The sequence below is a fragment of the Aedoeadaptatus coli genome (assembly GCF_900343085.1).
GTDB lineage: Bacteria > Bacillota > Clostridia > Tissierellales > Peptoniphilaceae > Aedoeadaptatus > Aedoeadaptatus coli.
In genome coordinates this window covers 56,673-81,859 of sequence record NZ_OPYI01000009.1, presented here as the reverse complement: position 1 = coordinate 81,859, position 25,187 = coordinate 56,673, and the positions used below count along the sequence as shown (strand labels likewise).

Genomic DNA, 25,187 nt, shown 5'->3' with positions numbered 1-25,187 from the left:
GCGGGGAGTCGGTGCATTCATTTATTTGCAGTGGGGATCCATGGGCGGTACCGCCGAGAGGAGCTTTTTCGTGTAGTCGTCTTGAGGATTTTCCATAATGCTGTCCCGGTCGTTGATCTCCACCAGTTGGCCGCGGTACATGACGCCGATGCGATCGGCGATGTGTTCCACCACGGCGATGTCGTGGGAGATGAAGAGGTAGCTTAGATTTCGCTCCTCCTGCAGCTCTTCCAATAAATTGATGATTTGGGCCTGAATGGACACGTCCAGTGCCGAGGTGGGCTCGTCGGCCAAGATCAATGTGGGCTCAACCACCAGGGCTCTGGCCACGCCGATGCGCTGCCGCTGGCCCCCGGAAAACTCGTGAGGGAAGCGACCGAAGTGGGCTTTGGACAGGCCGCAGAGGCTCAAGGTCTCCCGGGCTTTTTCGCGAATGTTTTCGCCGCCCAAATTCCTCAAAGGCTCCATGACGATTTCCTCGGCGGTCATTTGAGGATTCAGGGAACTGTACGGATCCTGAAAAATCATCTGCACGTCCCGGCGAATGGCCTTCAGCTCTTTGGCATCGGCCTTCAGCACGTCCCGACCCTTGTAGAGGATCTCTCCTTCGGCGTCGGGATAGAGGCCCAAGATGCAGCGGGCCAAAGTGGATTTGCCGCTGCCGCTTTCCCCGACGATGCCCAGGGTTTCCTTTTCGCCTAAGGTAAAGGACACGTCGTCGATGGCGGTAAACATCTTTCGTTCTTTGGAGAACAGGGCTTTTCTGCCCAAGGGAAATTTCTTTACTACGTGATTTAATGTTAACAGATCAGTCACAGCACGCCTCCCCTTCGTAGAGGAAACAGGCGACGCATTGGCCCGGCCTGTGTTCCCTCAAGCGCGGCACTTCTCTGCCGCAGATGTCCATGCGCTTGTCGCAGCGGGAGTAGAAGGGGCAGTGCCCTTCCATTTCCGACGGCGGCGGCACATTGCCTGGAATGTTGTAGAGTTTTTCCCCGCGGTTTTCCAGCGTGGGCCGCGCCCGCAATAGCCCGATGGTGTAGGGGTGGAGGGGTAGGTCGAAAATCGTGCAGACGTCGGATTTTTCCATGACCCTGCCCCCGTACATGACCACCACGTCATCGGCCATTTGGGCCACAACGCCTAGATCGTGGGTAATGAGCATAATGGCCGTGCCCATTTCCCGCTGAAGGCTCTCCATAAGCTCCAGCACTTCTTTTTGAATGGTGACATCCAGGGCCGTGGTGGGCTCGTCGGCGATTAAAAGTTTCGGCGAAGAGGCCAGGGCCATGGCGATCATGACCCGCTGCCGTTGGCCGCCTGAAAGTTCGTGGGGATAGGCGCGCGCCTTGTTTTCCGCGTCTTTAATTTCCACCATCTCCAGCATTTCCACGGCTTTTTTCTTCGCTTCCGCCTTGGAAAGGCCCATGATGCGGCGGTAGACTTCCTCGATTTGAAAGCCGATTTTCAGCGCCGGATTCAAACTGGTCATGGGCTCTTGGAAGATCATAGCCAGATCCCGGCTGCGGAGCATGCGCCGCTCTTCCTTTTCCATGGATAAAATGCTTTCGCCCTTGTAGAGGATGTCGCCCTCTTCGATCTTCCCGTAAGGCCTCGGCAAAAGCCCCATAAGGGACAGGGCCGTGACGCTCTTTCCGCTGCCGCTTTCTCCCACCACGGCGGTGGTGGAGCCTTCTTCGATGGAAAAGGTGACGCCGTTTACGGCGTGCACCGGGCCGGAATCGGTGAAAAAGGTCGTATGCAGATTGTTAAATTCAATGAGTTTCGACATATTAGCCCCTTTGCGTTGCATCCAGCGCGTCTCGCAAGCCGTCGCCGAAAAGATTAAGAGAAAAAATCGTGAGGGCGATGGCGAGACCCGGGAAAATGGTCATGTGCGGATAGTCTTGAATGTAGCTTCTGCCTTGGGAAAGCATGCCGCCCCATTCCGGCGTCGGCGGTTGCACGCCCAAGCCGATAAAGCTCAAGCTCGCCGCCTGCAAAATGGAGGTGCCCACGCCCAGTGTGGCCTGAACGATGATGGGACCCAAGCAGTTGGGCAGAATGTGGCGGAAGATCAGGCGGAAGTTGGAAGCGCCGCCGATTTTCGCCGCCTCCACGTATTCCTGCTCCTTCACCGAGAGCACGCTGGCTCGAACGATGCGGGCGTAATTCGTAATCCCCGACAGGGACACGGCGAGAATCAAATTGCGAATCCCCGTGCCCAGTACGGTGGAAATGGCGATGGCTAAGATCAAGGACGGGATGGAGAGAATAATATCCACGAGGCGCATAAGCACATTGTCCACGCCGCCGCCGAAAAAGCCCGCCACGGCGCCGATGACGGTGCCGAAGATCACGGAGAGGATCGTTGCGAGAAAGCCGATAAAGAGAGAAATCCGCGCCCCGTAAACCACATTGGAAAAAATGTCCCGGCCGAAATTATCCGTGCCGAAGAAATGTTGGCTCGAGGGCGACTGGAAGCGGTTGGCGAGATTTTGTTCGTAGGGCACCTGGGTGGCGATGAGGGGCGCAAAAATTGCCACGGCAATCATCACCGCGATAATCACAAAGCCCATGACGGCCATTTTATTTTTCTTAAACAGGCGAAGGAGGTCGTAGAACCTGGATTGTTTGGAAATCATAGGGCCTCCTTATTGGTACTGGCTGCGCACGCGGGGATCTAAAAAGCCGTAGAGAATGTCCACGATGAGATTGAGCACGCAGTAGGAAAGGGAAATCAAAAGCACCGCCCCTAAAATCATGGGGTAGTCCATGGCGGAAATACTTTGCACCATGTGGCGGCCGATGCCCGGGATGGAGAAGATGGTTTCCGTTAGTACGCTGCCGCCGATCAGGGAGCCGGTCAAAAGCCCGGCGCTGGTGAGCACGGGAATCATGGCGTTTTTCAAGGCGTGAACGAAGAGAATGTAGCGTTCCCTGAGCCCCTTGGAGCGGGCCGTGCGAATGTAATCCCTGCTCAGCACCTCCAACATGGAGGAGCGGGTTTGACGCATGATGACGGCCATGGATTGAAAGCCGAGAGCGAAGCCCGGCAAAATCAAATGTTTAAAGGAGCGTAGCCCCGAGGAGGGCAGCCAACCTAATTTTACGGAAAACAGGAGAATGAATAGCATTCCCGACCAGAAGATGGGCATGGAGAGGCCGATCATGCCGAAAAACATGGAGATCTTGTCGATCCATGAATACTTATACACGGCGCTTAAGACGCCGAATAAAATCCCGAAGATCACGGCCACGGCCAGAGAAAAGACCGTGAGCTTTACCGTGGCGGGAAAGTATTCCCGCAAGGTATCTCCCACGTCGGCGCCGGAGAGGTAGCTCTTGCCCAAATCCCCGTGAAGGGCGCCTTTCATGTAGCGGCCGTACTGTACGATAAAGGGATCGTTCAGCCCGAGCTTTTCCCGGTAGGCCTCGATGGCTTCCGGCGGCGCCTGTTGTCCCAACTTTGCCACTGCCGCGTCGCCGGGGGTCAGGTACAGGAGGCCGAAGATGATGAAGCTGACGCCCAACATGGTGGGCACCATGAGTAGGAGTCGTCGAAGGATAAATTTGCTCATGCTCTCCTCTTTCCATTCATTTATGTAATAAAGACTCCCGAAGGAGCCTTTATCGTCGTGGTTTATTCAAACGTAATGTGGTAAAACTCGTTGCTGCCGCAGGGATCGGGCTCGAAGTTTTTAATATACTTTTGCGCGCCGATAATTTGCTCGCCGTAAAGGGCAAAGATGGCAGGATGTTCTTTAACAACCAGTTCTTGCGCTTCTTTGTAGACCGCCGCCCGTTCATTTTCAGGCGCCCGGAGACCCTTTTCGATTAAAGCGTCAAGTTCCGGATTGCCGTAGAACATAAAGTTCGGGCCCACGCCTTTTTTCGCCGTGGCGTAGGTGGCGTAGAGAGGATAGTGGGGATCCACAATGGAAGGCGACCAACTCATAATGAACATATCGTGTTCGTGATCGGCCTTGCCCAGAGCGGACATGTAGGCGTTCCATTCCATGGCGTTGATTTCGACCTTCAGGCCGACTTCAGCCAATTGCGATTGAATGATCGTGGCCATGTCCTTGCGATCTTGTTGGTCGTGAACGTAGAGTTTGATCGTATCCCCTTCCTTGACCCCGGCTTCTTTCAAGAGGGCCTTGGCCTTTTCGATGTCACGCTTTTCGGGCTTAATGGAATCAGAAATGGAGTAGGGAATGTTCGGGTTCACAGGTCCCGTAGCGATCTTGCCGTGGCCCATGTATACGGCGTCGATAATGGCCTGCATATCCAAGGCGTAGGTCATGGCTTCTCTGGCCTTCGGATCCTTGAAAATGCCCCGATCCATGGTGAGGCCGATAAAGTGAACGGAGTTGTCCAGCTTCGTGTAGAGGGCGAGATCTTCATTTTCTTCCACTTTGGATGCGTCGTTGGGAGCAACTTCCATGGCGATGTCCGCCTGGCCGCTGTCCAATTCGATGACGCGGTTGGCGTCTTCCGGAATAATGCGGAAGACCATTTTCGTGAAGGCCGGCTTTTCGCCCCAGTAGTTTTCATTGTAGCTGAGGGCGGTGTTGTCCAGCTTCTTCCAGTCGTCAAGCTTAAAGGGGCCGGTGCCCACGGGATTGGTTCCGAGCGCTTCCGGATCTTTTTCCGTGGTGGTCTTATCGACCATGGATGCAGCCGGGTGGGACAGAGCCGCCGTGAAGGTGGCATCCGGTGCCTTCAGTTTGAATTTAATGACGTGGGGATCCGATGTGTCGTAGCTGTTCGGATCGATTTGGCCGAAAATATAACCGTAGGCGTCCGATTGGGCCACGCGGTTTAAGGTGTAGGCCACGTCTTCGGAGGTGAAGTCCTCGCCGTTCGAAAACTTCACGCCTTCTTTCAGCTTGATCACGTAAGTGACGTCGTCGGGCTGTTCGATGGATTCCGCCAGGCGATTTTCCATGGTGCCGTCAGGCTTACGAACCACCAGAGGATCGTAAATTTGCTTAATAATGTTTTCGGCGTAAATACTGTTTTGAATGGTCGGATCCATGGACTCGGCATCGGAGGCTTGGGCGATGACCAAGGTATCTTTGTCTTTTTCCGCCGTCTTCGTGCCGCCGCTACCGCCGCCACAGGCCGTGAGCAGCATGGTCATAGCCAGGGCAACTGCCACAAATTTTTTCTTCATAAGCGATCACTTCCCTTTCATCATGGTTTCGTTAAGACTGTACATGGTTTGAGTGAAGTATACCCGAAAGAAAAGTTAGGGAATCAAAATTTCTATTATATCTCTTCACTTTCCACGCGGGAAATGACGGCGCCGAGGTTTCTGAATTTCTCTTCGATGTCTTCGTAGCCCCGATCGATGTGGTAGATGTCGTGAATATGGGTCTTGCCTTCCGCCACGAGGCCCACGAGGATCAGTGCCGCACCGGCGCGCAAATCGCTGGCGCGGACGTGGGCGCCGTGAAGACGCTTCGGACCGATGACCACGGCGCTTCGGCCGTCGATTTTTATATCGGCCCCCATTTTTTCAAATTCTTCCACGTGCATAAAGCGGTTTTCAAACACCGTTTCGATGGCCACATTGCTGCCCTTGCACTGAGTCATATAGGCCATAAACTGGGCCTGCATGTCCGTGGGAAAGCCGGGATAGGGCAGGGTCTTAATGTCGATGGCCTCGGGAAGGGACCGACCGATGACACGGACGTTCTCCCCTTCTTCGATGACTTGGGCGCCGGATTCCTTGAGCTTGGCGATGACGGGCTTAATGTGATTGGTAATGACATTTTCCACGAGCACATCGCCGCCGGTAATGGCCGCCGCCACCATAAAGGTGCCCGCTTCGATGCGGTCGGGAATAATGGCGTGGCGGGCGCCGCCCAAGCGGTCCACGCCGACGATGCGAATGGTGGAGGTGCCGGCGCCGGTAACTTTCGCCCCGAGCTTTCGAAGGAAATTGGAAAGATCCACGATCTCCGGCTCCTTGGCCGCATTGTCGATGATCGTTTCACCCTTGGCCAAGACCGCCGCCATCATAATATTTTCTGTAGCTCCCACGGAGGGGAAGTCCAGATAGATCTTTTCGCCGACGAGTTCGTCGCAGGAGGCCGTAATGTTTCCGATGTCTTCGTAAATCTCCGCCCCCAATGCGCGGAAGCCCTTTAAGTGGTAGTCGATGGGCCTCGCGCCGATGGAGCATCCCCCCGGGAGGGAGTTTTCCGTCTTGCCCATGCGGGCGAGCAGTGGCCCCATGACGAGAAAAGAGGCCCGCATTTTATTCATCAATTCAAAAGGCGTCTTGTATTCCTTCAGATGCGCGGAATTTATCTTGAGCTTGCCTTTGCCCAAGACCTCCACTTCGCTGCCCAGGGCCTCCAGCACCTGACACATAATGTGCACGTCCTGAAGCTCAGGCACTTCTTCTAAATAAATGTCCTCCGTACCCAAAAGGCAGGCGGCCAAAATAGGCAGAGCCGCATTTTTCGCTCCGCTGATGCGCACGCGCCCCTTGAGGGCGGGACTTTTTTCCACGACGATTTTTTCCAAAAATATTCTCCCCTTACTTCTGCTGATTTATTTATAGGACCTACGTCCTCTATATACAAATAGAACGCCGGGAGCATACACTCCGAGCGTTCTTATTGTATCATATTTAAAGCCGTCGCAAACCACGGTTTGCGGCTTTTGTCCTTAAATCCCTCGGCGAATCACTTCCGTCTTGTAGCCGTCGGGATCCGTGACGAAAAAGTAGCGGGGCGCTTCGCCGGGCAGGCCCATGAGTTCCGTGACATCGAAGCCTTCCGCCTTCATGCGGGCATGGTCCGCCTCCAGATCGTCGCTTTCCACGGCCACGTGGCCGTAGCCGTCGCCGATGTCGTAGGCGCCGTGGCCGATGTTGTAGGTGAGCTCAAGCTCCGCCTTGTCCCCTTCAAGGGCCAAATACACCAGCTTAAAGCCGTCGGCGGAGTGGTCTTTTTCCCGCATCACCTTATAGCCCAGGGCCTTTTCGTAAAAGGCGATGGAAGCCTCCAGATCCTTTACCCGTATGCAGGTATGGGCGTAATTCACGATCTCACCCTTTCGATTTTGTCCACGTAAACGCCCTTGTCCACGATGGGATCGTATTCGATTTTGTGGAGGCTCGCTTTTCGCACGGCCACCACTTCACCGGTGATCTCTTCGATGGTATAACCCAGAGAAGGTTGATGGGCGATAAATAAAATGGGCTCGTCGGTAATATAGGTCTTCATGTTTCTCCAGCGGGTGGCGTCTTTGTAGCTCACGATCTTCACGTCGTGAACGCCCAGTTTTTCCGCCATGACTTCCGCCGTTTGAACGGCGCGCTTGTATTCCGAGGCGATGATTTTTTGAGGCAGGGGCCATTCCCGTCTCAAAAAGGCTTCCGCCGTGTCTTCCGCTTGAAAAATCCCTTCTTTGGTCAAGGCGCGCTCTTCGTCGCGGGAAGCCACATCTTCCGCCTTGCCGTGTCGCATTAAATATAAAATCATAATGTCCTCTTATCTAAACAGATTTTTTCCCTCGTAGCGGGCCAGTTCGCCCAGTTCATCTTCGATGCGAAGGAGTTGATTGTACTTGGCGACGCGATCGGTTCTCGCCGGCGCGCCGGTTTTAATTTGTCCCGTGTTTAAAGCGACGGCCAAATCGGCAATGGTGGCATCTTCCGTTTCGCCGCTTCGGTGACTGATTATCGCCGTCATGGAAGCTCTGTGGGCCATGTTCACGGCGTCGATGGTTTCGCTCAGGCTGCCGATTTGATTGAGCTTGATCAAAATGGAATTGCCCACGCCTTCTTCGATGCCCCGCGCCAGGCGTTTCACATTGGTGACGAACAAGTCGTCGCCCACCAATTGAATCTTCTCGCCCAGACGTTCGGTGAGCATTTTCCAGCCCTCCCAATCGTCTTCGTCCAGCCCGTCTTCGATGCTCTTCACGGGGAAGCGGCTCGTTATATCTTCGTACCAGGCCACCATTTCTTCCGCCGTGAGCTCCTTGCCTTCGCCCTTTAAGACGTAGACCTTTTTGTCTTTATCGTACATTTCCGATGCAGCCACATCCAGGGCAAAGACGATGTCTTCTCCCGGCACGAGACCCGCTTCTTTTACGGCTTCGACGATGAGTTCCAAAGCTTCCACATTGCTCTTTAAGTCGGGGGCGAAGCCGCCTTCGTCGCCGACGCCGGTGGATAGGCCCTTGGATTTAATGACCTTTTTCAGGTGGTGGTACACTTCAGCGCCCATGCGCAGGCCTTCTTTAAAGCTTTCAGCGCCTACGGGCATAATCATAAATTCCTGAATGTCCACATTGTTATCGGCGTGTTCCCCGCCATTTAAAATATTCATCATGGGCACGGGCAAGGTGCGTGCGCCGACGCCGCCGATGTATTGATACAGGGGTAGGCCCAATTCGTCTGCGGCGGCCTTGGCCACGGCGAGAGACACGCCTAAAATGGCATTGGCCCCGAGATTCGCCTTGTTTTCCGTGCCGTCCAAGTCCAAGAGGGCTTCGTCGATGCCCAATTGATCCAAGACGTCGTAGTCGAGAATTTCCTGTGCGATGACTTCGTTCACGTGGGTCACGGCGTTTTCCACGCCCTTGCCCATGTAGCGATCGTCGCCGTCGCGCAATTCAATGGCTTCGTAGGCGCCGGTGCTGGCGCCGGAGGGAACGATGGCCCGGCCGAAACCGCCGGCCGCCGTGTACACTTCCACTTCCACCGTAGGGTTTCCGCGGCTGTCTAAAACTTCGCGACCATAAACTTCAATAATGCTGCTCATATTTGCTCCTTATTTCCATAAACTGCGGCCGGTCATGGCCTCGGGTTGTTTTATATTCAGCTCCTCCAACATGGTGGGGGCGATGTCGGCGAGGACGCCGTCATTCAGTTCGCGTTCAAATCCCACGGGAATGAGGAACACGGGATTGGTGGTGTGGGAGGTGACGGGATTTCCCGCCCCGTCCTTCATCACGTCGCAATTGCCGTGATCCGCCGTAATCAAAGCCCGCCCGCCTTTTTTGCCAATAGCTTCCACCACGGATTCCAGACATTTGTCCACCACGCCCACGGCTTGAATGGCCGCGTCGAGATTTCCCGTGTGGCCAACCATGTCGGGATTGGCGTAGTTTACGATGTAAACATCGGCCAAATCTTTTTCGATGGCGTTGATTAAATGAGTACTCACCAGCTCCGCCCGCATCCCCGGTTCCAGATCGTAGGTGGCGACTTTCGGCGAGGGAATTAAAATGCGGTACTCCCCTTTCAGGGGATTTTCCCTGCCGCCGTTTAAAAAGAAGGTGACGTGGGCGTATTTTTCCGTCTCGGCGATGCGCAGTTGCTTCAGCCCTTCCCGCGACAGAACTTCGCCGAAGGTGTCTTTAATTTCTTCCTTGGGATAGATCACGTGGGTGTTGGGGATCGTGTCGTCGTAGTCGATCATGGTGACCACGTGCATGTGAGGATAGATCTTTCGCTCGAATTGGTCGAAGGCCTCGTCGGCAAAGGTGCGCACGATTTCTCTGGCCCGGTCCGGGCGGAAATTGTAGAACAGGAACACGTCGCCGTCTTCCATGCGGCCCACGGCCTTGCCGTCCCGCTCAAGATAAGCGGGCTCGAAAAATTCGTCGGTGTTGTCCGCCGCGTAGGACAGGGCGAAGACCGAATCAACATCGGCATAGGCGCGGCCCGCGCCCGATGTAAAGAGGTCGTAGGCTTTTTCCACCCGTTCCCAGCGATTGTCTCGGTCCATGGCGTAGTAGCGGCCCACGAGGCTCACCAGCTCCCCGGCGCCCCATTCATCCAGCTTGGCCTGAAGGGCCTTTACTTCTTCCCACGCCGCCGTAGGGGCCACGTCACGGCCGTCTAAGATCGCGTGGATATAGATTTTTTCCACACCCGCCGCCTTCGCCAATTGAATCAGAGCGTAGAGATGGTCCCGATGGGAGTGCACGCCGCCGTCGGAAAGCAGGCCCACCAAATGCAGGGCGCCCGCCTTCGCCTTTTCAAAGGCTTCTTTCAGCACCACGTTTTCGGCCAAGGTGCCGTCCTTCGCATCTTTCGTAATGCGGGTGAGCTCCTGATACACGATGCGGCCGGCGCCGATGTTCGTGTGGCCCACTTCGGAATTGCCCATTTGCCCCGCGGGGAGCCCCACGGCTTCGCCGGATGCCTCGAGCTTGCCGTAGCCTTTTTCCATGAGGTCGTCTAAAAAGGGCGTCTCAGCCATGTAAAAAGCATTGTTCGGCCCCGCGTCGGCGAGGCCCAAGCCGTCCAATATGGCCAAAAGCATGGGCTTAGGCATGGGACGCCTCCCGAACGATGGCCTTAAATTCGTCGGCCTTTAAGCTGGCGCCGCCGACGAGAACGCCGTCGATGTTTTCCTTCGCCACGAAGCCCGCCACATTGGACGACTTCACGCTTCCGCCGTAGAGAATCCGCACATCGTCGCGAATGGCGGGATCCAGAGCGGCCCGCACCTCGCCGATCACTGCGTCGGCATCGGCGGCATCGGCGGTCTTGCCCGTGCCGATGGCCCAAATGGGCTCGTAGGCCATAGTAATTTTATCTAAATCTTTAATTCCCGCAAGAGAAGCTTGTACTTGTTTCTTCAAAAAGTCGATTCGCTCACCGGATCCGTAAACTTCTTCGCTTTCGCCGAAGCAGATAATAGGAAGAAGGCCCGCCTCCAATGCGCGGGCGGCTTTTTTCGCCACGGTGGCGTCTTCTTCGCCGCGGCCCCGGCATTCGCTGTGGCCCACGATGACGTAGTCCACGGAAAGATCCGCGAGCATTTCCGCCGCGATCTCCCCGGTGTGGGCGCCGTAAGTGTCTTCGGAGACATTTTGCGCGCCGATGAATACCTCGGTTCCATTAAGTGCCCTCGCCACCCGGTCGATGTGGGTAAAGGGCGGGGCCACGAGCACGTCAACGGAATTTGTGTCCACGTCCCGAAGGGCTTCGGCCAAAGCTTCGCCTTCGCTTACCGTGGTGTTCATTTTCCAGTTTCCCGCAATTAACAAGCGTCTCATCTTACACCTCTTCCATGACGGCGATGGCGGGAAGGATTTTTCCTTCCAAAAATTCCAAGCTGGCGCCGCCGCCGGAGGAAATGTGGCTCATCTTATCTTCCAGGCCCGCCTGCTTAATGGCCGCCGCGGAATCGCCGCCGCCGATGACCACTTCGGCATCCAGATCGCCGAGAATTTTCGCCAGGGCCACGGTTCCCTTGTCGAAGGGCGCCGTTTCAAAGACCCCGGCCGGCCCGTTCCACACGACGGACTTGGCGGTTTTCAATCCTTCGCCGTAGGCCTTCACCGTTTCTTCGCCGATATCCAAAGCCATTTCGTCGGCCTTAATATCATCTAAAGATGCGGTGCGGGCGGTCTTCGGTTGGTCGATGCCCTTGGCAACGACCAAATCCACGGGGAGATTCAACGCCACGCCTTTTTTCTCGGCCTTGGCCATGAGTTCCTTGGCGTGATCCACTTCGTCGGCTTCCACGAGGGATGCGCCCATGTCGTGGCCCTTCGCCAAGAGGAAGGTATTGGCCATGGCGCCGACGATAAAGATTTCGTCCACCACATTCATTAAATTGTCGATGACGGAAATCTTATCGCTCACCTTCGCGCCGCCTAAGATGGCCATAAAGGGACGCTTGGGTTTTTCGATTAAATCGGAAAGCACCCGCACTTCCTTGCCCATTAAAAAGCCCAGTGCGGCGGGCAATTTCTTCACGATGCCCACATTGGATGCGTGGGCGCGATGGGCCGTGCCGAAGGCGTCGTTGACGTAGCAGTCGGCGAGAGAGGCCAGCTCTTCGGAAAAGCCATCGTCGTTTTTCTTTTCTTCATTTCTGAAGCGCAGATTTTCCAAAAGACCGATCTCACCCGGCTTCAATTCCCGGGCCATGCGGTGCACATTTTCGTCCACCACGGCGCCGGAGAACATGGGAATGATCTTGTGATCCAACACTTTTTCCGCCGCCTTCAACACGGGCTCCATGGAAAAAGCTTCGTCGTAGGTGCCCTTGGGGCGGCCTCGGTGGCTCATTAAAATCACCGCTGCGCCATTTTCCAACAGGTAGTCGATGGTGGGGCGGGCCGCTTCGATGCGGGTCACGTCCGTCACCTTGCCGTCTTTTACCGGCACATTAAAATCCACGCGCACCAAGACGCGCTTGCCCTGAACGTCCAATTGTTTTAAGTCCATAATTCCTCCAAAAAAATCGAGCCCCCGAAGAGCTCGACTTCCTATTACATCTTTTCTGCAACTAAGCTTGCCAAGTCGATGACTCTTTGGCTATAACCCCATTCATTGTCGTACCAGGAGAAGAGCTTCACGAAATTGCCGTGGGCCAAGGTAAGGGACGCGTCGAAAATCGAAGCGTGGGGATTGGCGATAATGTCGGAGGAGACGATGGGCTCTTCCGTGTATTCCAAAATTCCCTTCATGGGGCCTTCCGCCGCCTTCTTAATGGCCGCGTTGATTTCTTCTACCGTGGCGGGTTTTTTCAGTTCAAAAACCATGTCCGTAATGGATCCCGTGGGCACGGGCACGCGAAGGGCGTGGCCGTCAAGTTTGCCTGCAAGTTCCGGCAAGACCTGTGCCACGGCTTTGGCCGCGCCGGTGGAGGTGGGAATGATATTTTCCGCCGCCGCACGGGCTCTGCGCCAGTCTTTTTTGTGTTTTGCGTCGTGGATCTTTTGGTCGTTGGTATAGGCGTGGACCGTGGTCATCATGCCCTTTTCAATGCCGAAGGTATCCAGTATAATCTTTGTCACCGGTGCCATGCAGTTGGTGGTGCAGGACGCGTTGGACAGGAAGTGGTGTTTTTCGTTGTCATACAGATCGCTGTTGACGCCCATGACGATGGTAATGTCTTCGCCCTTGGTCGGTGCCGAGACGACGACCTTCTTTGCGCCGGCCTTAAAGTGTTTTTCCGCGCCTTCGCGGTCTTTAAACGCGCCGGTGGTGTCGATGACGATGTCCACCTTGTTTTCTTTCCAAGGAATGTTTTCAGGATCCCGTTCGTCGGAAATAATAATGTCTTTGCCGTCGATGTTAAAGCCCTTGTCCGTGACCTTCACGGTGCCGGGGTAGTTGCGGTAAATGGTGTCGTGGCGGAACAGATGGGCCATGAGCTCCCAGTCCCCACTGGCATTTAATTGAACCAACTCGAAGGGCAGGTCGTCTCGTAAGCAAATTCCGCGAACCACGTCGCGGCCGATGCGGCCAAACCCATTAACACCTACACGAATAGTCATTTTATCCTCCTTGTATCGATTGTTACCGAATGTTATCTGTTTAAATGATACCCAAAGGCGGGGATAATCACCGCCTTCGGTCATAAAAATCCATCCGTTTCATCATATCAGAAACTGCTCTTCATTGCGATATGCAATGGAAAATAGAAAGGACAAATTATGCTCTTCGTCCTCCAGGGCCCCTCCGGATCGGGAAAAACCACCCAGGCCAAGCGGCTTGCCCGGGAAAAAAACTTTGAAAAGATCATTACCGCCACCACCCGCCCGCCTCGGGCGGGAGAAATCCACGGCCGGGACTACTATTTTCTCGACGAAAAAACCTACGATGCCCGCCTGAAAAAGGGCGAGCTCTTGGCCCCTACCGCCATTCACGGCGCACGCTACGGCATCCCGAAGGCGGATCTCCTTTCGATTATCGGGAGCCATATGCGTCACGCCGTCGTGGTGTTAGACGACAAGGGGGCGGAGGAGCTTCGCGCCGAAGGGGCTTATGTCATCGGCCTTCGCCTGGATGAGGCCACCCGTCACGCCCGCCTCGTGAAGCGCCGGGAAGAAGATCGCTTCGACAAAGAACACTTCGATCTTCAATGCGACGCCACCCTCGACGCCTCGGGAAGCGAGGAAGCGATGTTCAGCGAATTGGTCGGAATCATAGAAAAAGCCATTCGGGAAAGAAAAAAGTAGCGCCCTTTCGAAAAAATTTTCGTTTCACCGAATTTTTCTTCTTTTTTTCCTCCGCTTTATGAAATTTTTGATAGAATGGGCTGGGGTGACATTATGAATTACTTATACGTGTTCGCAGCTGCATTCTTGTTTTCGTCCATGGAGGTCGCCATTAAATTTACCGGCGGCGCCTTTAATCCCGTCCAATTAAATTTCATCCGCTTTCTGGTGGCGGGGATACTGCTTTATCCCATTAGCCGCAAAGAGCTTTCAACGCTTACATACAAATTGGTGAAGAAAGACTACCTCCACTTCGCCTTTACGGGCTTTTTGTGCATCGTCGTGTCCATGACCTTCTACACCTTGTCCGTTTCCTTCCTCGACGCCCACGTGGCCGGCGTGCTCTTTTGCGCCAACACCTTTTTCTCCATGCTCCTGGCCCATTTCTTTACGTCGGAGAAAATGAACCAGCCCATGCTCTTCGCCGTGGGCCTTTCCTTCGTGGGCTTTCTCGTGCTCGTTAATCCCGCCCACTTCAAGGGCTCCCTCCTGGGCGTCGTCATCGTGTTGATCTCCGCCCTGAGCTTTTCCTTCTACGCCTTGGTGGGAAAAATCCTCTACAAAGACGCCCCCTTTAAGGCGCCCACCATTACCTCCCGCTCCTTCCTCTTCGGCGTGGCGGAGCTTTTCATCTTGATCATGGTCTCTCGCACCGCCCCGGTGGCCGGCGCGCTGAAATCCGCGGGTCTCGATGTCTTTGCGAATATTCCCATTCTGAGCGGCATCGCCTCGGACAACATCCTGATCCTTCTCTACATTTCCGTCTTCGTTACGGGCCTGGGCTTTGCCAGCCACCTTTTCGCCGTGGAAACCAATCCCGTGGCCGTGTCCTCCCTGGTCTTTTTCGTAAAACCCGTTCTCTCCCCGATTATGGCGGCGATCTTTCTCGGAGACATTATTTACAAACACGAAATCTTCGGCATCCTCCTCATCGCCGCGGCATCGAGCCTGATTATTTACGAACAGCACCGCCGGGAGCAAAAAGTCCTCGCGGAAAAATAATTGCATACAGCCTTTCGGGGCACGAAAAAACGGAGGCGCGAACCTCCGCTTTTTATTGCCCTTATTTGGCGATTTCTACCGTGGAAAGAATTTCCGGCAATTGATTCCGTGCGTCATTGTAGGCCTTTTGTAATTCCTTGTTTTCCAAACTGGTTTGCACATCGGAAGCGCAGATAAAGATCAGATACTTATCCCCGATCCGTCCCACAACGTAAGAGGGAATATCGCCTTCCGGTCTGTCGGCGATGTCGAAGCAGCCTAGCCAACCGATGATCTCGTCGAAAGCGTGGTTCTTCTTTTCGTACAGGCTCTTTCTCAAAAAGCCGTCATCCATTTTTTCTTCCTTGTACATGAACACGTCTTTCTTGTCTTCGGGAATGGTAACAGTGACGTTTTTATAGACCTGAATTTTTTCGCCCTTCACCTTTTTGCCGATGTCCATGTCGCCGAAAAGAGCCGTGCGATTCTTTTCGTCCCATTGAACCTTCACACCGAGTGCTTCCGAGACGAAGCGCATGGGAAGATAGGTGCGGTTTTTAGAAATCCGCGGCACCGTGTCCATGGTCTTCTTCACGCCGTTGACCGTGTAGGCTTTCTTGCCGATGGTCATGACCACCACGTTCTTGCCGTGGGTCAAGGTGACTTCTCGGGTCTTTTCGTTCCAGTCCGCTTTTCCGCCGAGCCCTTCGGCGACGACGCGAACGGGAAGGGTCACGCGATTGTCCTTCATTTCCACGCCGGTGAAGCTTTCGTACATGGCGGCTTGTTTACCCTTAATGTACACGTCGATGGGATATTCGTCGTCGTCATCCGGCCCGTTGGCAAAGGCCAAGGCGGGAATAAAGCACAGAGCCAGCAAAATAAGTACAAATTTTTTCATATTTTCTCCTTTCTACAACTGCATCTACATTAGTATTGTACCCCCCCGATAAAAATACAACCGTTTGCCTTCTTTTCTACGCTAAATGAATGGTGGCCTCGCTGAAAAGGGCGGCCTTGCCACGCAGGGTGATGCGATCGCCTTTCAAGGTGGCGAAGATTTCTCCTCCCCGTTCCGACGCCTGATAAGCTTTTAATTCGTCTTTTTTCAATACATCGGACCAGTAGGGCAGAATGTGGCAGTGCCCGGAGCCGCAGACGGGATCTTCCGCCACCTTCAACTTTGGCGCAAAGCTGCGGGAAACGCAGTCGTAATCTTTTCCCCCTGCACTTACGTGAAGGAGCAAGCCGTCCAGTTCCATGATCTTTGCCTGATCCGGATCCATGGTGCGCACCAGATTTTCGTCTTCGATGACGCACAAAAGGTCGCGCCCCATAAAGGCGGCAATGGGCTTTGCACCGATGACATCGGCCATGGCGTCCGTGACCTCCACGGGTTTCATATCATAGGCAGGGAAATCCATGGCGTAAAGATCCCCTTCTTTCGTTACCGTCAGGGTGCCGCTTAAAGTTTCAAATGAAACCACGTCAAGTCCCGGCTCGATGAAATTCATAATGACATAGGCGGTGCCCAAGGTGGCGTGGCCGCAGAGGTCGATTTCGCCGCCGGGCGTAAACCAACGCAGGCGGTAATTTTCTCCTTCTTTCACCGCAAAGGCGGTTTCCGACAGATTATTTTCTTTCGTGATTTTTTGTAAGAGAGCGTCGTCAAGCCACTCGTCCATGACGCAAACGGCGGCGGGGTTTCCGCCAAACACCTGATCGGTGAATGCGTCGACGACGTATTGTTTTAATGTCTTTTTCATAAGGCTCCTTTCATTCATTTTCATACTGCATTTCTGTTTCATTGTACCAAATAATTTTATGCGATACGCAAAAAACAGATTGTCAACGGCCTTTCGTCGGCGTATAGTATTTCCCGGAGATCGTATTTTTTTAAACGATACTCGCCCTTTCGAGGGCAGGAAGACGCAGCGGATTTTCCGCCGACAATTTTATAAGGAGAATTATGCAAGTAGAAATGTTACAGGGGAAAATTCACCGGGCGACGGTGACCCAAGCTGAACTTAACTATGTGGGAAGCATTACCATCGATGAGGCGCTTCTGGAGGCCTCGGGCATTAGAGAGTATCAGAAGGTGCAAGTGGTGGACATCGACAACGGATCCCGTTTGGAGACCTACACCATTGCCGGCGAACGCAACAGCGGCGTGATTTGTTTAAACGGCGCCGCCGCGCGATTGGTCTCTGTGGGAGACAAGGTAATTATTATGAGTTACGCCGCCTACGAAGCGGAAGAGCTTACGGACTACGCGCCGAAAGTGGTCTTCGTGGACGAAAACAACGGCGTCAAGCAAATCGCGACCTACGAAAAACACGGCACCTTGTCTTAAAGGAATTGATAATAAGGGCGAATGATCTTTTGCCCACGAAAAAACCCGCCGCGAGGCGGGTTTCAATATAGTGATGAAGGAAGGCTTCCCCTTCCTTCTTTTTTTGTGCATATCCTTAGGACAGGATCAGGTTTTGAATGTCTTCTTCCACGGTCCCGTTGGGGGCGATGTTGAAGTTTTCAACCAACACCTTCACCACATTTTCGCTTAAGAAGGCGGGGAGCGTCGGCCCAAGGTGAATGTTTTTCACGCCCAGAGACAAGAGGGCCAGAAGGACGATGACGGCCTTTTGTTCATACCAGGCGATGTTATAGACGATGGGCAGTTCGTTAATGTCCGCGAGTCCGAAGATTTCCTGCAGCTTCATGGCGATGACGGCCAGGGAATAGGAGTCGTTGCATTGGCCGGCGTCCAGAACCCGGGGAATGCCGCCGATGTCGCCCATGTGCAATTTGTTGTAGCGGTACTTGGCGCAGCCCGCCGTTAAGATTACCGTATCTTCCGGCAGGGCCTTGGCAAATTCCTCGTAGTAATTGCGGTCTTTTTGCCGTCCGTCGCAGCCGCCCATGACCACGAATTTTTTAATGGCGCCGCTCTTTACCGCATCCACGACCTTATCCGCGAGGGCGAAGACTTGATTGTGGGCGAAGCCGCCGACGATGGTGCCTTCTTCGATTTTTTCAGGCGCTTTGCATCCCTTGGCCTGTTCGATGAGGGCGCTGAAATCCTTGTGGCCCTTGTCGTCTTCGTTGATAAATTTCGCGCCGGGATAGCTGGCCACGCCGGTGGTGTAGAGGCGATCCAAGTAGCTGTCGTCTTTCGGGGGCACGATGCAATTGGTGGTCATGAGAATCGGGCCGTTGAAGGAGGCGAATTCTTCTTTTTGATGCCACCAGCTGCCGCCGTAATTGCCCACGAAGTGATCGTATTTTTTAAATGCGGGATAGTAATTGGCCGGGAGCATTTCCGAATGGGTGTAGACGTCCACGCCGGTGCCCGAAGTTTGCTCCAGGAGCGCTTCCATGTCCTTTAAGTCGTGGCCGGAAATTAAAATCCCGGGATTGTTCCGCGGCTCCAGAGACACTTCCGTGATTTCCGGATGGCCGTACTTCGTCGTGTTGGCTTCATCCAATAAAGCCATGGCCTTTACGCCGTTTTCGCCGGTCTTTAAGGTGAGGGCCACGAGATCGTCCACCGTTAAGCTGTCGTCGGTGATCTTCTCCAGCGCCTCCGCCATAAATGCGTGGACCTCGTCGTCTCTGAAGCCCAGCACATTGGCGTGGCGGGTGTAGGCGGCGGTGCCCTTTAAGCCGTAGGTAATGAGCTCTCTTAAAGAGCGAATATCTTCGTCTTTCGTGGCGAGGACGCCGATGGCATCGGCCTTCGCCGCTTCCGTAAGTCCTTCCCGTACGTCGAATGCAGCTTCGGCGGGGAGATCACTCATCCCTTGGGCCAATTCCTTTTTCATATCCAGGGTCTTTACGATGTACTCTTCCACCGTCTTCGCATTGAAATTCGCGTTGGTAATGGTGGTAAAGAGATTGTCGGCGATGCGGTCTTGCACGGCGATTTTCTTATCGCCTAAATCCCCCTTGCGATTCGCCACTTGGGCCAGGCCCTTGGTGACGTAAATGAGCAGATCCTGCAGATCCGCTACGTCCTTGGTCTTTCCGCAAACCCCTTTGATCGTACAGCCTTTATTGCCGGCTGTTTCCTGACATTGAAAACAAAACATGTGCTACCTCCTGTTTCTTCTTTGCTTTATCGTAGTTTCAGTATAGACCTCGGCGGAATAAATAGACGTAACTTTTGTTACGCCTGAGCAATTAAAATAATAAACTTTCCAAATTTTCCGGATCGAAGGACACCTTCCTCCCATTCAAGTCGATCAAGCCCTCCCGGTGCATTTTCATGAGCGTGCGGGACAGAGACGGCCGGGGCACGGCCAGGTAATCGGCCAGGGCCTCCCGGTTCATGAGCTCGAAATCTTCGCCCGAGGGATTCACGAAGAGCAGGTGGCGGGCGATCTTTTTTTCCATGCTCCCCGCCGAAAGCACCACCATTTTTTGATTGAGAAAATAAGCCTTCTTCGCCAGCACCGCGAGCATATTGGCCACCAATTGCTGTGCCACGGCGCCCCTCGCGGGATCGAAGGCTTCTTTCGGCACAAAAAGCAGGCGGCTGTCCTCCACAGCGCGGCAGGCGAAATCGTAGGGCCTGTCCTCTAAAAAGAGATACACCTCGCCGAAGACCGTATCCTTTTCCCGAAAGCGATTCACCATTTGCCGCTTGCCGGAAAAATCGTTTTTCTCCACTTCCACGGCCCCGTCGAGGAGGATAAAAAGCCCCTTCGCCTCGTCGCCTTCGCGAAAAATATAGGATGTAGCGGGAATTTTTTTCTCCCTTGCGCCGCAATTTTTTAAAAAATCGCTGAGCGCCTTCTCATTTACGCCTAAAAAGAGATTGTTTTTATCGGCCACGCCCTTCACCTCGTCTCATCCGGCGCAGGCGAAAACTCGTATCGTGCACGGCTCGGGACAGATCGGCCCCGGTAAAAAAGCGCCGACGGGACGAAAGCCTCGCCCGTTGAATCCTTCGGGAAAGATACAGGGGTCTGCGCCTGTTTGAAAGGCTACGCAAAAAGGCCGCCGCCATGGCCGCCGACGCCTTTTTCCCGAGAAGAGGCAAGACCTTTTCCTGCTCCCGCTTCTTAAATCGGCGCACCGCTTCTTCCGCTTCGAAGGATTTTTTTAATCCCTTGTTATCATTTATACTACGGTTGTTCAATGAATGTTTTCTCATACAGCCCTCCCGGAACAGATATCTTTCTATAAAAATAACCGAAAACGCCAGTTCTTAAACTATTTGCCGAAAAAATAGATGTAATTTGCTAAATTGAAGTCACTCCTTTCGTAATTATCTTTTATATGGTATATTGTCTTTAGCAGAAAACGTTACCCGATTGATTAATGTTTTCTCGCTGCGATTCTTTAAGAAAGGAAGAAACTATGGATTGGAAGAAGCATCACAGGATTCTCATTATTACCGGCCATTTCGGCAGCGGTAAAACGGAAATGTCCATCAACTTGGCCCTCAAATTACGCGAGGACAACGAAGAGGTGGCGGTCGTGGATTTAGATATTATTAATACCTATTTCCGGATCAGAGACAAGGACGATCTCATGAATGAAAAGGGGATCCGCACCCTCTCGACCGGCGTCAAAGCAAGAGCCGTGGATATTCCCGCGCTGGATCCGGCGATCGACGCGATTCTTTTGGACAAAAGCACGCGGGTCATCGTCGACGTCGGCGGAAATCCCTCCGGTGCTCGCGCCCTCGCACGCTATCGCCCCACTTTGGAAGAAACGGGTTATGAACAAATCTTTGTCATTAACTCCAACCGCCCGGAAACGAAAACACCTGAGCAAGTCATCAAATTTATGGAAGACACCCAGGCGACGAGCGGAACACAAATTACCGGTTTGTTTAACACCACCCACTTCCTGAAACACACCACGGCCGACGACGTCATCGAAGGCCTGAAGTTGGCCGAAGCGGTCAGCGATCAAACGGGCTTGCCCCTCTTGGGCACGGTCTGCATGAGCAATTTGGTCGACGAGGTCAAAGCGCGTACGAACGATCTGTATATTCTTCCCATCGATCTCTATTTCCGAGATCAATGGATGCTATAAGGAGGAAAACCAATGGCAAAAGGAAAAGTCACTTTCGATCAAGAGTACTGCAAGGGTTGCGCCCTATGCGTCTCTGTCTGCCCCAAGGACGTCTTGGCTCTTAAAACCGACGAATTAAACCCGAAGGGCTACAGACCTGCCTACGCAAAAAACCCGGATGATTGTATCGCATGCACATCCTGTGCGATCATCTGCCCCGACTCTGTCATCAGCGTCTACCGCATCGAAGAGTGAAAGGAGTCTCACATGTCTGAAAAAATTCTAATCAAAGGTAACGAAGCTGTCGGCGCGGCACTTATCGCTGCCGGTTGCAAAACATATTTTGGCTACCCCATCACACCTCAATCCGAAGTTCCCGAATACTTAGCAAGAGAACTGCCGAAGATCGGCGGTACTTTCCTGCAAGCCGAATCGGAAGTTGCAGCTATTAACATGCTCTACGGCTCCGCCGGTACCGGTACCCGCGTAGCAACCAGTTCCTCTTCCCCCGGGGTATCCCTTATGCAAGAAGGCATCAGCTACATCGCTGCTTGCGAACTTCCCTGCATGATCATCAACATGATGCGTGGCGGCCCGGGCCTCGGCTCCATCCAACCGTCTCAAACCGACTATTTCCAATCCACACGCGGCGGTGGTAACGGCGACTATCGTACCTTAACCTTAGCACCGGCATCCATCCAAGAAATGGTCGACTTAATCCACTTAGGCTTCGACTTAGCTGACCAATACCGTACCCCGGTCATCATGTGCGGCGACGGTATGCTCGGCCAAATGATGGAACCCATCGAATTCAAAGAATTCGAAACCAAGACCTTCGACAAATCCGACTGGGCAGCCACCGGTACCGAAGGCAAACGGGAACCCCACATCATCAACTCCCTCTTCCTCTCTCCCGAAGAATTAGAGGCACAAAACATTAAGTTAATCAAAAAATACAAAACCATCGTTGAAAACGAAAAACGCGCCGAAGTCGTCGACGTCGAAGATGCTGACATCGTCTTCACCGCATTCGGTACTACCAGCCGTATTTGTAAGTCCGCAGGCGAACTCTTAAAAGCCAAAGGCTACAAAGTCGGTTACGTGCGCCCCATTACCCTCTGGCCTTTCCCCGATATGGCTTACGACAAGATCAACGACAAATGTAAGGTCATCTTAGACGTGGAATTAAACCAAGGTCAAATGGTCGAAGACGTACGTCTCGCCGTTCTCGGTAGAATCCCCGTTGAATTCTACGGACGCCAAGGCGGTATGATCCCCACGGCTGAAGAAATCGCAGACGTAGCTTTAAAGTTATTGGAGGCGTAAAATGGAAAAACTCATCTACACGAAAAGCAAAGCATTAACCGATGTCCCCACACACTACTGCCCCGGCTGTACCCACGGCGTCATCCACAAACTCGTGGCTGAATGCTTGGAAGAATTAGGCCTTACCGGCAACACCATCGGTATCGCACCGGTAGGTTGTGCCGTACTCGCATACAAATACTTCAACTGCGACATGTACGAAGCAGCCCACGGCCGTGCACCGGCTGTCGCTACCGGGATTAAACGCTCCACTCCGGACAAATTCGTCTTCACCTACCAAGGCGACGGCGACTTGGCATCCATCGGTTCCGGCGAAATCGTTCAAGCGGCTCACCGCGGCGAAAAGATTTCCACCATCTTCGTTAACAACGCCATCTACGGTATGACCGGCGGCCAAATGGCCCCCACGACCCTGATCGGCCAAAAGACCACCACTTCTCCCACCGGTCGTCAAGTTGACTGGTCCGGACGCCCCATTCGCATTGCCGAAATGCTCGCTACCATCGACGGCGCAAAATTCGTCGAACGTGTTGCAGTTAACACACCGGCAAACATCCGCAAAGCGAAAAAAGCCATCAAACGCTGCTTCGAAATTCAATTAGAAGGCAAAGGCTTCGGTATCGTCGAAGTACTTTCCGCTTGCCCGACCAACTGGGGTTACCCGCCGGCAGAAGCGTTGAAATGGTTAGAAGAAAACATGATTCCCTACTATCCTTTAGGAAATCTGCGTAACGGGGAGGATCTATAATGACTACAAACAGAGTAATTGTATCCGGCTTCGGCGGCCAAGGCGTTATGGGTATCGGCCAATTATTGACCTATGCCGGCATGTTCGATAACAAACACGTATCCTGGTTACCTTCCTACGGTCCCGCTATGCGTGGCGGCGCTGCAAACTGCTCCGTCATTATCTCCGACGAACCCATCGGCGCACCGAACATCTCTACCGCCGATGCAGCCATCGTTATGAACGAACCTTCTCTGGATAAATTCGAATCCTATGTCGCACCGGGCGGCCACATTTTCATTAACAGCTCCCTGGTCAGCAAGGACACCTCCAGAAAAGACATCACTTCTCACCACCTGCCCGTCAACCAACTGACCGAAGAATACGGCAACCCGAGAGTTCTGAACATGATCATGATCGGCGCATTTAACACGGTACTGAACATGGTTAGCCAAGAAGCCCTTGAAAAAGCCGTTGACAAACTCTACGGCAAAAAAGGCGAAAAGATCATGAAGATGAACTTAGACGCTCTGAAATTCGGCGAAAACAAAATGAAGGAGATCCTCAATGCGTAATGAAGTTGAAATCTTAAGACAAGCCATGCTCAACGAAGTGGAAGGCGCTGAATTCTACAAACTGTCTGCAGACAAATTCGCTCCCTCTTCGACGAAAGACGCACTTTTAGACTTGGCACGCCAAGAAGAAGATCACATCGAATATTTAAAGAGCCTTTCCGAAAAGCTCATCGACGACTCCAGAAGCATTAACTTCGATCCCGAAACCCTGAAAAAAGAAGTTCCCTCTCCGGGCATCTTCAAATGGGACAAGGTAGACGAAGACATGGTTCGCCTGGCAGTTACCGTCTTCTCCGTAGGCCTGAACATGGAAAAAGATTCCGTGAAGTTCTACACCGAAGCAAAAGAAAAAGTTGAAAGCGAAGAATCCAAAAAGCTTTTCGACATCTTAGCGAAATGGGAAGAAAGCCACGTCGAAACCCTTCAAAAACAATACGACATCTACCAACAAGAATGGTGGAACATGCAAAACTTTGAACCCTTCTAGAGAGAAGAGTTTCCTTACGAAAGAGCCCGCTTCGGCGGGCTTTTTTCGTGGGGAAAATCCCGAGCTCGTGCTTTTACGGAAGGGCCGACTTTTAACGGCGGCGGATTTTCGTGGTACAATACAAATAAGACCACTCGTTCATGTATTGAACGCACACCGAAGCCATTGAAACAAGCAAATGAGAGATGAACATGAATCAAAGAGACCCCATTCAAGCATTTATCGAAAACTATCCCGTCCCCGAAGCCTATACGAGCCGCATCCCCGACCCCCGCTTCCGCTACCACGGCGAGGAAATCCTCAAGGCCGCCACCGCCGCTATTTTATCCGGAAAAAATTTGCTCCTCGTCGGCGAAAAGTCCACGGGCAAAAACGTGCTGGCGGAAAATTTGGCCAAACTCTTTCAGCGGCCCCTGTGGAACGTATCCCTGCACATGAGCATCGACGCCGCGGCCCTCATCGGCGACGACAGCTTAAGAGACGGCAATGTCTTCTTTCGGGAAGGCCCCATTACCATGGCGTCGAAAGTCGGGGGCTTCGCCGTCCTCGATGAAATCAACATGGCGAAAAACGAAGCCCTGGCCGTGCTCCACTCCACCTTGGACTACCGCCGCATCATCGATATGCCCGGCTACGACCTCATTAAGATCCACCCGGCCACCCGCTTCATCGCCACCATGAACGAAGGCTACGAAGGCACCCGGGACTTAAACGAAGCCCTGCTCTCCCGCTTCGTCGTGTTGAAAATGCCCGCCATGGCCGAGAATGATCTCAAGCAACTGATCGAGGAGACCTACCCGAATCTGAAGCCCGCCTTCGTTCGCGACCTGGCCCGCCTCGTAGCGGATATGGACAAAAAAGCCGCCGCCAACGAAATCGCCCGCCACGCCGTGGACATTCGCGGCCTCTTCGATGCCCTGGATCTCGTAAAAGAAGGCCTGGAGCTGAACGACGCCCTCGCCATGACCTTGTCAAACAAGCTCTTCGATCCCTTCGAAGAAGCGCTCCTCGCCGATCTCTTCAAGGCCCGCTTCAAAGCCCCCTTGTATCTCGCCGATCTCACGGACTGACC

At 53.5% G+C, this 25,187-nt stretch carries 28 protein-coding genes; 10 read left to right on the top strand and 18 right to left on the bottom strand.

Features of this window, described 5'->3' with window-relative positions; all coding sequences use genetic code 11:
• Positions 1-21: 21 nt before the first annotated feature.
• From DG046_RS06190 to gap, 13 genes are all read right to left on the bottom strand, one after another.
• On the bottom strand, positions 22-816 hold the full coding sequence (locus DG046_RS06190) for an ATP-binding cassette domain-containing protein (RefSeq protein WP_234411472.1): 795 nt from the start codon (positions 814-816) through the stop codon (positions 22-24).
• Positions 809-1,792, bottom strand: a complete 984-nt coding sequence (locus DG046_RS06185; RefSeq protein WP_108831632.1) for an ABC transporter ATP-binding protein — start codon at positions 1,790-1,792, stop codon at positions 809-811. The genes DG046_RS06190 and DG046_RS06185 overlap by 8 nt, the downstream gene beginning before the upstream one ends.
• Position 1,793: 1 nt before the next feature.
• The gene (gene nikC, locus DG046_RS06180) at positions 1,794-2,645 is read right to left on the bottom strand and encodes a nickel transporter permease (RefSeq protein ID WP_108831631.1); all 852 of its coding nucleotides are present in this window, start codon (positions 2,643-2,645) and stop codon (positions 1,794-1,796) included.
• Positions 2,646-2,654: 9 nt separating this feature from the next.
• Positions 2,655-3,581, bottom strand: coding sequence for an ABC transporter permease (locus DG046_RS06175; RefSeq protein WP_108831630.1), 927 nt, complete (start codon positions 3,579-3,581; stop codon positions 2,655-2,657).
• 62 nt (positions 3,582-3,643) lie between these two features.
• The gene (locus DG046_RS06170; RefSeq protein ID WP_108831629.1) at positions 3,644-5,179 is read right to left on the bottom strand and encodes an ABC transporter substrate-binding protein; all 1,536 of its coding nucleotides are present in this window, start codon (positions 5,177-5,179) and stop codon (positions 3,644-3,646) included.
• Between the two features lie 95 nt (positions 5,180-5,274).
• Complete coding sequence (murA, locus tag DG046_RS06165; protein ID WP_108831628.1) at positions 5,275-6,540, bottom strand: UDP-N-acetylglucosamine 1-carboxyvinyltransferase; 1,266 nt, start codon at positions 6,538-6,540, stop codon at positions 5,275-5,277.
• A gap of 144 nt (positions 6,541-6,684) precedes the next feature.
• Positions 6,685-7,062, bottom strand: coding sequence for a lactoylglutathione lyase (gene gloA / locus DG046_RS06160; protein WP_108831627.1), 378 nt, complete (start codon positions 7,060-7,062; stop codon positions 6,685-6,687).
• Entirely contained in the window at positions 7,059-7,502 is a 444-nt protein-coding gene (locus DG046_RS06155; protein WP_108831626.1) for a SixA phosphatase family protein, read from the bottom strand. Before DG046_RS06155 ends, gloA begins: the two co-directional genes overlap by 4 nt.
• Before the next feature lie 9 nt (positions 7,503-7,511).
• Positions 7,512-8,789 (bottom strand): phosphopyruvate hydratase, encoded by a 1,278-nt coding sequence (gene eno, locus DG046_RS06150; RefSeq protein ID WP_108831625.1) that lies wholly within the window; start codon positions 8,787-8,789, stop codon positions 7,512-7,514.
• 9 nt (positions 8,790-8,798) lie between these two features.
• Positions 8,799-10,310: a 2,3-bisphosphoglycerate-independent phosphoglycerate mutase gene (gene gpmI, locus DG046_RS06145; RefSeq protein WP_108831624.1), complete on the bottom strand. Its 1,512-nt coding sequence runs from the start codon at positions 10,308-10,310 to the stop codon at positions 8,799-8,801.
• Positions 10,303-11,037: a triose-phosphate isomerase gene (gene tpiA / locus DG046_RS06140; protein WP_108831623.1), complete on the bottom strand. Its 735-nt coding sequence runs from the start codon at positions 11,035-11,037 to the stop codon at positions 10,303-10,305. The genes gpmI and tpiA overlap by 8 nt, the downstream gene beginning before the upstream one ends.
• Before the next feature lies 1 nt (position 11,038).
• Positions 11,039-12,217 carry a phosphoglycerate kinase gene (locus DG046_RS06135; RefSeq protein ID WP_108831622.1) on the bottom strand — a complete coding sequence of 393 codons (1,179 nt, stop codon included), beginning with the start codon at positions 12,215-12,217 and terminating at the stop codon, positions 11,039-11,041.
• Between the two features lie 44 nt (positions 12,218-12,261).
• On the bottom strand, positions 12,262-13,272 hold the full coding sequence (gene gap, locus DG046_RS06130; protein ID WP_108831621.1) for a type I glyceraldehyde-3-phosphate dehydrogenase: 1,011 nt from the start codon (positions 13,270-13,272) through the stop codon (positions 12,262-12,264).
• 159 nt (positions 13,273-13,431) lie between these two features.
• Here gap and DG046_RS06125 point away from each other — a divergent pair, with 159 nt between their 5' ends.
• Complete coding sequence (locus tag DG046_RS06125) at positions 13,432-13,956, top strand: AAA family ATPase (RefSeq protein ID WP_108831620.1); 525 nt, start codon at positions 13,432-13,434, stop codon at positions 13,954-13,956.
• Positions 13,957-14,049: 93 nt separating this feature from the next.
• Positions 14,050-14,997: a DMT family transporter gene (locus DG046_RS06120; protein WP_108831619.1), complete on the top strand. Its 948-nt coding sequence runs from the start codon at positions 14,050-14,052 to the stop codon at positions 14,995-14,997.
• Positions 14,998-15,058: 61 nt separating this feature from the next.
• Here DG046_RS06120 and DG046_RS06115 read toward each other — a convergent pair whose 3' ends face one another.
• Positions 15,059-15,877, bottom strand: coding sequence for a copper amine oxidase N-terminal domain-containing protein (locus DG046_RS06115; RefSeq protein ID WP_108831618.1), 819 nt, complete (start codon positions 15,875-15,877; stop codon positions 15,059-15,061).
• A gap of 76 nt (positions 15,878-15,953) precedes the next feature.
• Positions 15,954-16,742 (bottom strand): PhzF family phenazine biosynthesis protein, encoded by a 789-nt coding sequence (locus DG046_RS06110; protein ID WP_108831617.1) that lies wholly within the window; start codon positions 16,740-16,742, stop codon positions 15,954-15,956.
• A gap of 203 nt (positions 16,743-16,945) precedes the next feature.
• On the opposite strand from DG046_RS06110, the gene panD reads away from it, so the two are divergent.
• Complete coding sequence (gene panD / locus DG046_RS06105) at positions 16,946-17,329, top strand: aspartate 1-decarboxylase (RefSeq protein WP_108831616.1); 384 nt, start codon at positions 16,946-16,948, stop codon at positions 17,327-17,329.
• A 115-nt stretch (positions 17,330-17,444) separates the two neighbouring features.
• Here panD and hcp read toward each other — a convergent pair whose 3' ends face one another.
• The 3 genes from hcp to DG046_RS06090 form a co-directional block, all read right to left on the bottom strand.
• Positions 17,445-19,064 carry a hydroxylamine reductase gene (gene hcp, locus DG046_RS06100; RefSeq protein ID WP_108831615.1) on the bottom strand — a complete coding sequence of 540 codons (1,620 nt, stop codon included), beginning with the start codon at positions 19,062-19,064 and terminating at the stop codon, positions 17,445-17,447.
• Positions 19,065-19,155: 91 nt separating this feature from the next.
• On the bottom strand, positions 19,156-19,809 hold the full coding sequence (locus DG046_RS06095) for a Crp/Fnr family transcriptional regulator (protein WP_159082079.1): 654 nt from the start codon (positions 19,807-19,809) through the stop codon (positions 19,156-19,158).
• The gene (locus tag DG046_RS06090) at positions 19,799-20,131 is read right to left on the bottom strand and encodes a hypothetical protein (protein ID WP_108831613.1); all 333 of its coding nucleotides are present in this window, start codon (positions 20,129-20,131) and stop codon (positions 19,799-19,801) included. Before DG046_RS06090 ends, DG046_RS06095 begins: the two co-directional genes overlap by 11 nt.
• 206 nt (positions 20,132-20,337) lie before the next feature.
• On the opposite strand from DG046_RS06090, the gene DG046_RS06085 reads away from it, so the two are divergent.
• The 7 genes from DG046_RS06085 to DG046_RS06055 all read left to right on the top strand — a co-directional run bounded on the left by DG046_RS06085 (position 20,338) and on the right by DG046_RS06055 (position 25,185).
• Complete coding sequence (locus DG046_RS06085; protein ID WP_108831612.1) at positions 20,338-21,021, top strand: nucleotide-binding protein; 684 nt, start codon at positions 20,338-20,340, stop codon at positions 21,019-21,021.
• Positions 21,022-21,033: 12 nt separating this feature from the next.
• Complete coding sequence (locus DG046_RS06080) at positions 21,034-21,255, top strand: 4Fe-4S dicluster domain-containing protein (protein WP_108831611.1); 222 nt, start codon at positions 21,034-21,036, stop codon at positions 21,253-21,255.
• Positions 21,256-21,267: 12 nt separating this feature from the next.
• Positions 21,268-22,326 (top strand): 3-methyl-2-oxobutanoate dehydrogenase subunit VorB, encoded by a 1,059-nt coding sequence (locus tag DG046_RS06075; RefSeq protein WP_108831610.1) that lies wholly within the window; start codon positions 21,268-21,270, stop codon positions 22,324-22,326.
• A 1-nt stretch (position 22,327) separates the two neighbouring features.
• Positions 22,328-23,074, top strand: a complete 747-nt coding sequence (locus DG046_RS06070) for a thiamine pyrophosphate-dependent enzyme (protein ID WP_108831609.1) — start codon at positions 22,328-22,330, stop codon at positions 23,072-23,074.
• On the top strand, positions 23,074-23,628 hold the full coding sequence (locus DG046_RS06065; protein ID WP_108831608.1) for a 2-oxoacid:acceptor oxidoreductase family protein: 555 nt from the start codon (positions 23,074-23,076) through the stop codon (positions 23,626-23,628). Before DG046_RS06070 ends, DG046_RS06065 begins: the two co-directional genes overlap by 1 nt.
• Entirely contained in the window at positions 23,621-24,115 is a 495-nt protein-coding gene (locus DG046_RS06060) for a ferritin-like domain-containing protein (protein WP_108831607.1), read from the top strand. Before DG046_RS06065 ends, DG046_RS06060 begins: the two co-directional genes overlap by 8 nt.
• 191 nt (positions 24,116-24,306) lie before the next feature.
• On the top strand, positions 24,307-25,185 hold the full coding sequence (locus tag DG046_RS06055; RefSeq protein ID WP_108831606.1) for an AAA family ATPase: 879 nt from the start codon (positions 24,307-24,309) through the stop codon (positions 25,183-25,185).
• Positions 25,186-25,187: the final 2 nt, after the last annotated feature.

Bases quoted from the DNA above. Each gene is read 5' to 3' on its own strand.
- DG046_RS06185 (WP_108831632.1), bottom strand. From the start codon at position 1,792: ATGTCGAAACTCATTGAATTTAACAATCTGCATACGACCTTTTTCACC.
- nikC (WP_108831631.1), bottom strand. From the start codon at position 2,645: ATGATTTCCAAACAATCCAGGTTCTACGACCTCCTTCGCCTGTTTAAG.
- DG046_RS06175 (WP_108831630.1), bottom strand. From the start codon at position 3,581: ATGAGCAAATTTATCCTTCGACGACTCCTACTCATGGTGCCCACCATG.
- DG046_RS06170 (WP_108831629.1), bottom strand. From the start codon at position 5,179: ATGAAGAAAAAATTTGTGGCAGTTGCCCTGGCTATGACCATGCTGCTC.
- DG046_RS06155 (WP_108831626.1), bottom strand. From the start codon at position 7,502: ATGATTTTATATTTAATGCGACACGGCAAGGCGGAAGATGTGGCTTCC.
- eno (WP_108831625.1), bottom strand. From the start codon at position 8,789: ATGAGCAGCATTATTGAAGTTTATGGTCGCGAAGTTTTAGACAGCCGC.
- gpmI (WP_108831624.1), bottom strand. From the start codon at position 10,310: ATGCCTAAGCCCATGCTTTTGGCCATATTGGACGGCTTGGGCCTCGCC.
- tpiA (WP_108831623.1), bottom strand. From the start codon at position 11,037: ATGAGACGCTTGTTAATTGCGGGAAACTGGAAAATGAACACCACGGTA.
- DG046_RS06135 (WP_108831622.1), bottom strand. From the start codon at position 12,217: ATGGACTTAAAACAATTGGACGTTCAGGGCAAGCGCGTCTTGGTGCGC.
- gap (WP_108831621.1), bottom strand. From the start codon at position 13,272: ATGACTATTCGTGTAGGTGTTAATGGGTTTGGCCGCATCGGCCGCGAC.
- DG046_RS06125 (WP_108831620.1), top strand. From the start codon at position 13,432: ATGCTCTTCGTCCTCCAGGGCCCCTCCGGATCGGGAAAAACCACCCAG.
- DG046_RS06120 (WP_108831619.1), top strand. From the start codon at position 14,050: ATGAATTACTTATACGTGTTCGCAGCTGCATTCTTGTTTTCGTCCATG.
- DG046_RS06115 (WP_108831618.1), bottom strand. From the start codon at position 15,877: ATGAAAAAATTTGTACTTATTTTGCTGGCTCTGTGCTTTATTCCCGCC.
- DG046_RS06110 (WP_108831617.1), bottom strand. From the start codon at position 16,742: ATGAAAAAGACATTAAAACAATACGTCGTCGACGCATTCACCGATCAG.
- panD (WP_108831616.1), top strand. From the start codon at position 16,946: ATGCAAGTAGAAATGTTACAGGGGAAAATTCACCGGGCGACGGTGACC.
- hcp (WP_108831615.1), bottom strand. From the start codon at position 19,064: ATGTTTTGTTTTCAATGTCAGGAAACAGCCGGCAATAAAGGCTGTACG.
- DG046_RS06090 (WP_108831613.1), bottom strand. From the start codon at position 20,131: ATGAGAAAACATTCATTGAACAACCGTAGTATAAATGATAACAAGGGA.
- DG046_RS06085 (WP_108831612.1), top strand. From the start codon at position 20,338: ATGGATTGGAAGAAGCATCACAGGATTCTCATTATTACCGGCCATTTC.
- DG046_RS06080 (WP_108831611.1), top strand. From the start codon at position 21,034: ATGGCAAAAGGAAAAGTCACTTTCGATCAAGAGTACTGCAAGGGTTGC.
- DG046_RS06075 (WP_108831610.1), top strand. From the start codon at position 21,268: ATGTCTGAAAAAATTCTAATCAAAGGTAACGAAGCTGTCGGCGCGGCA.
- DG046_RS06070 (WP_108831609.1), top strand. From the start codon at position 22,328: ATGGAAAAACTCATCTACACGAAAAGCAAAGCATTAACCGATGTCCCC.
- DG046_RS06065 (WP_108831608.1), top strand. From the start codon at position 23,074: ATGACTACAAACAGAGTAATTGTATCCGGCTTCGGCGGCCAAGGCGTT.
- DG046_RS06060 (WP_108831607.1), top strand. From the start codon at position 23,621: ATGCGTAATGAAGTTGAAATCTTAAGACAAGCCATGCTCAACGAAGTG.
- DG046_RS06055 (WP_108831606.1), top strand. From the start codon at position 24,307: ATGAATCAAAGAGACCCCATTCAAGCATTTATCGAAAACTATCCCGTC.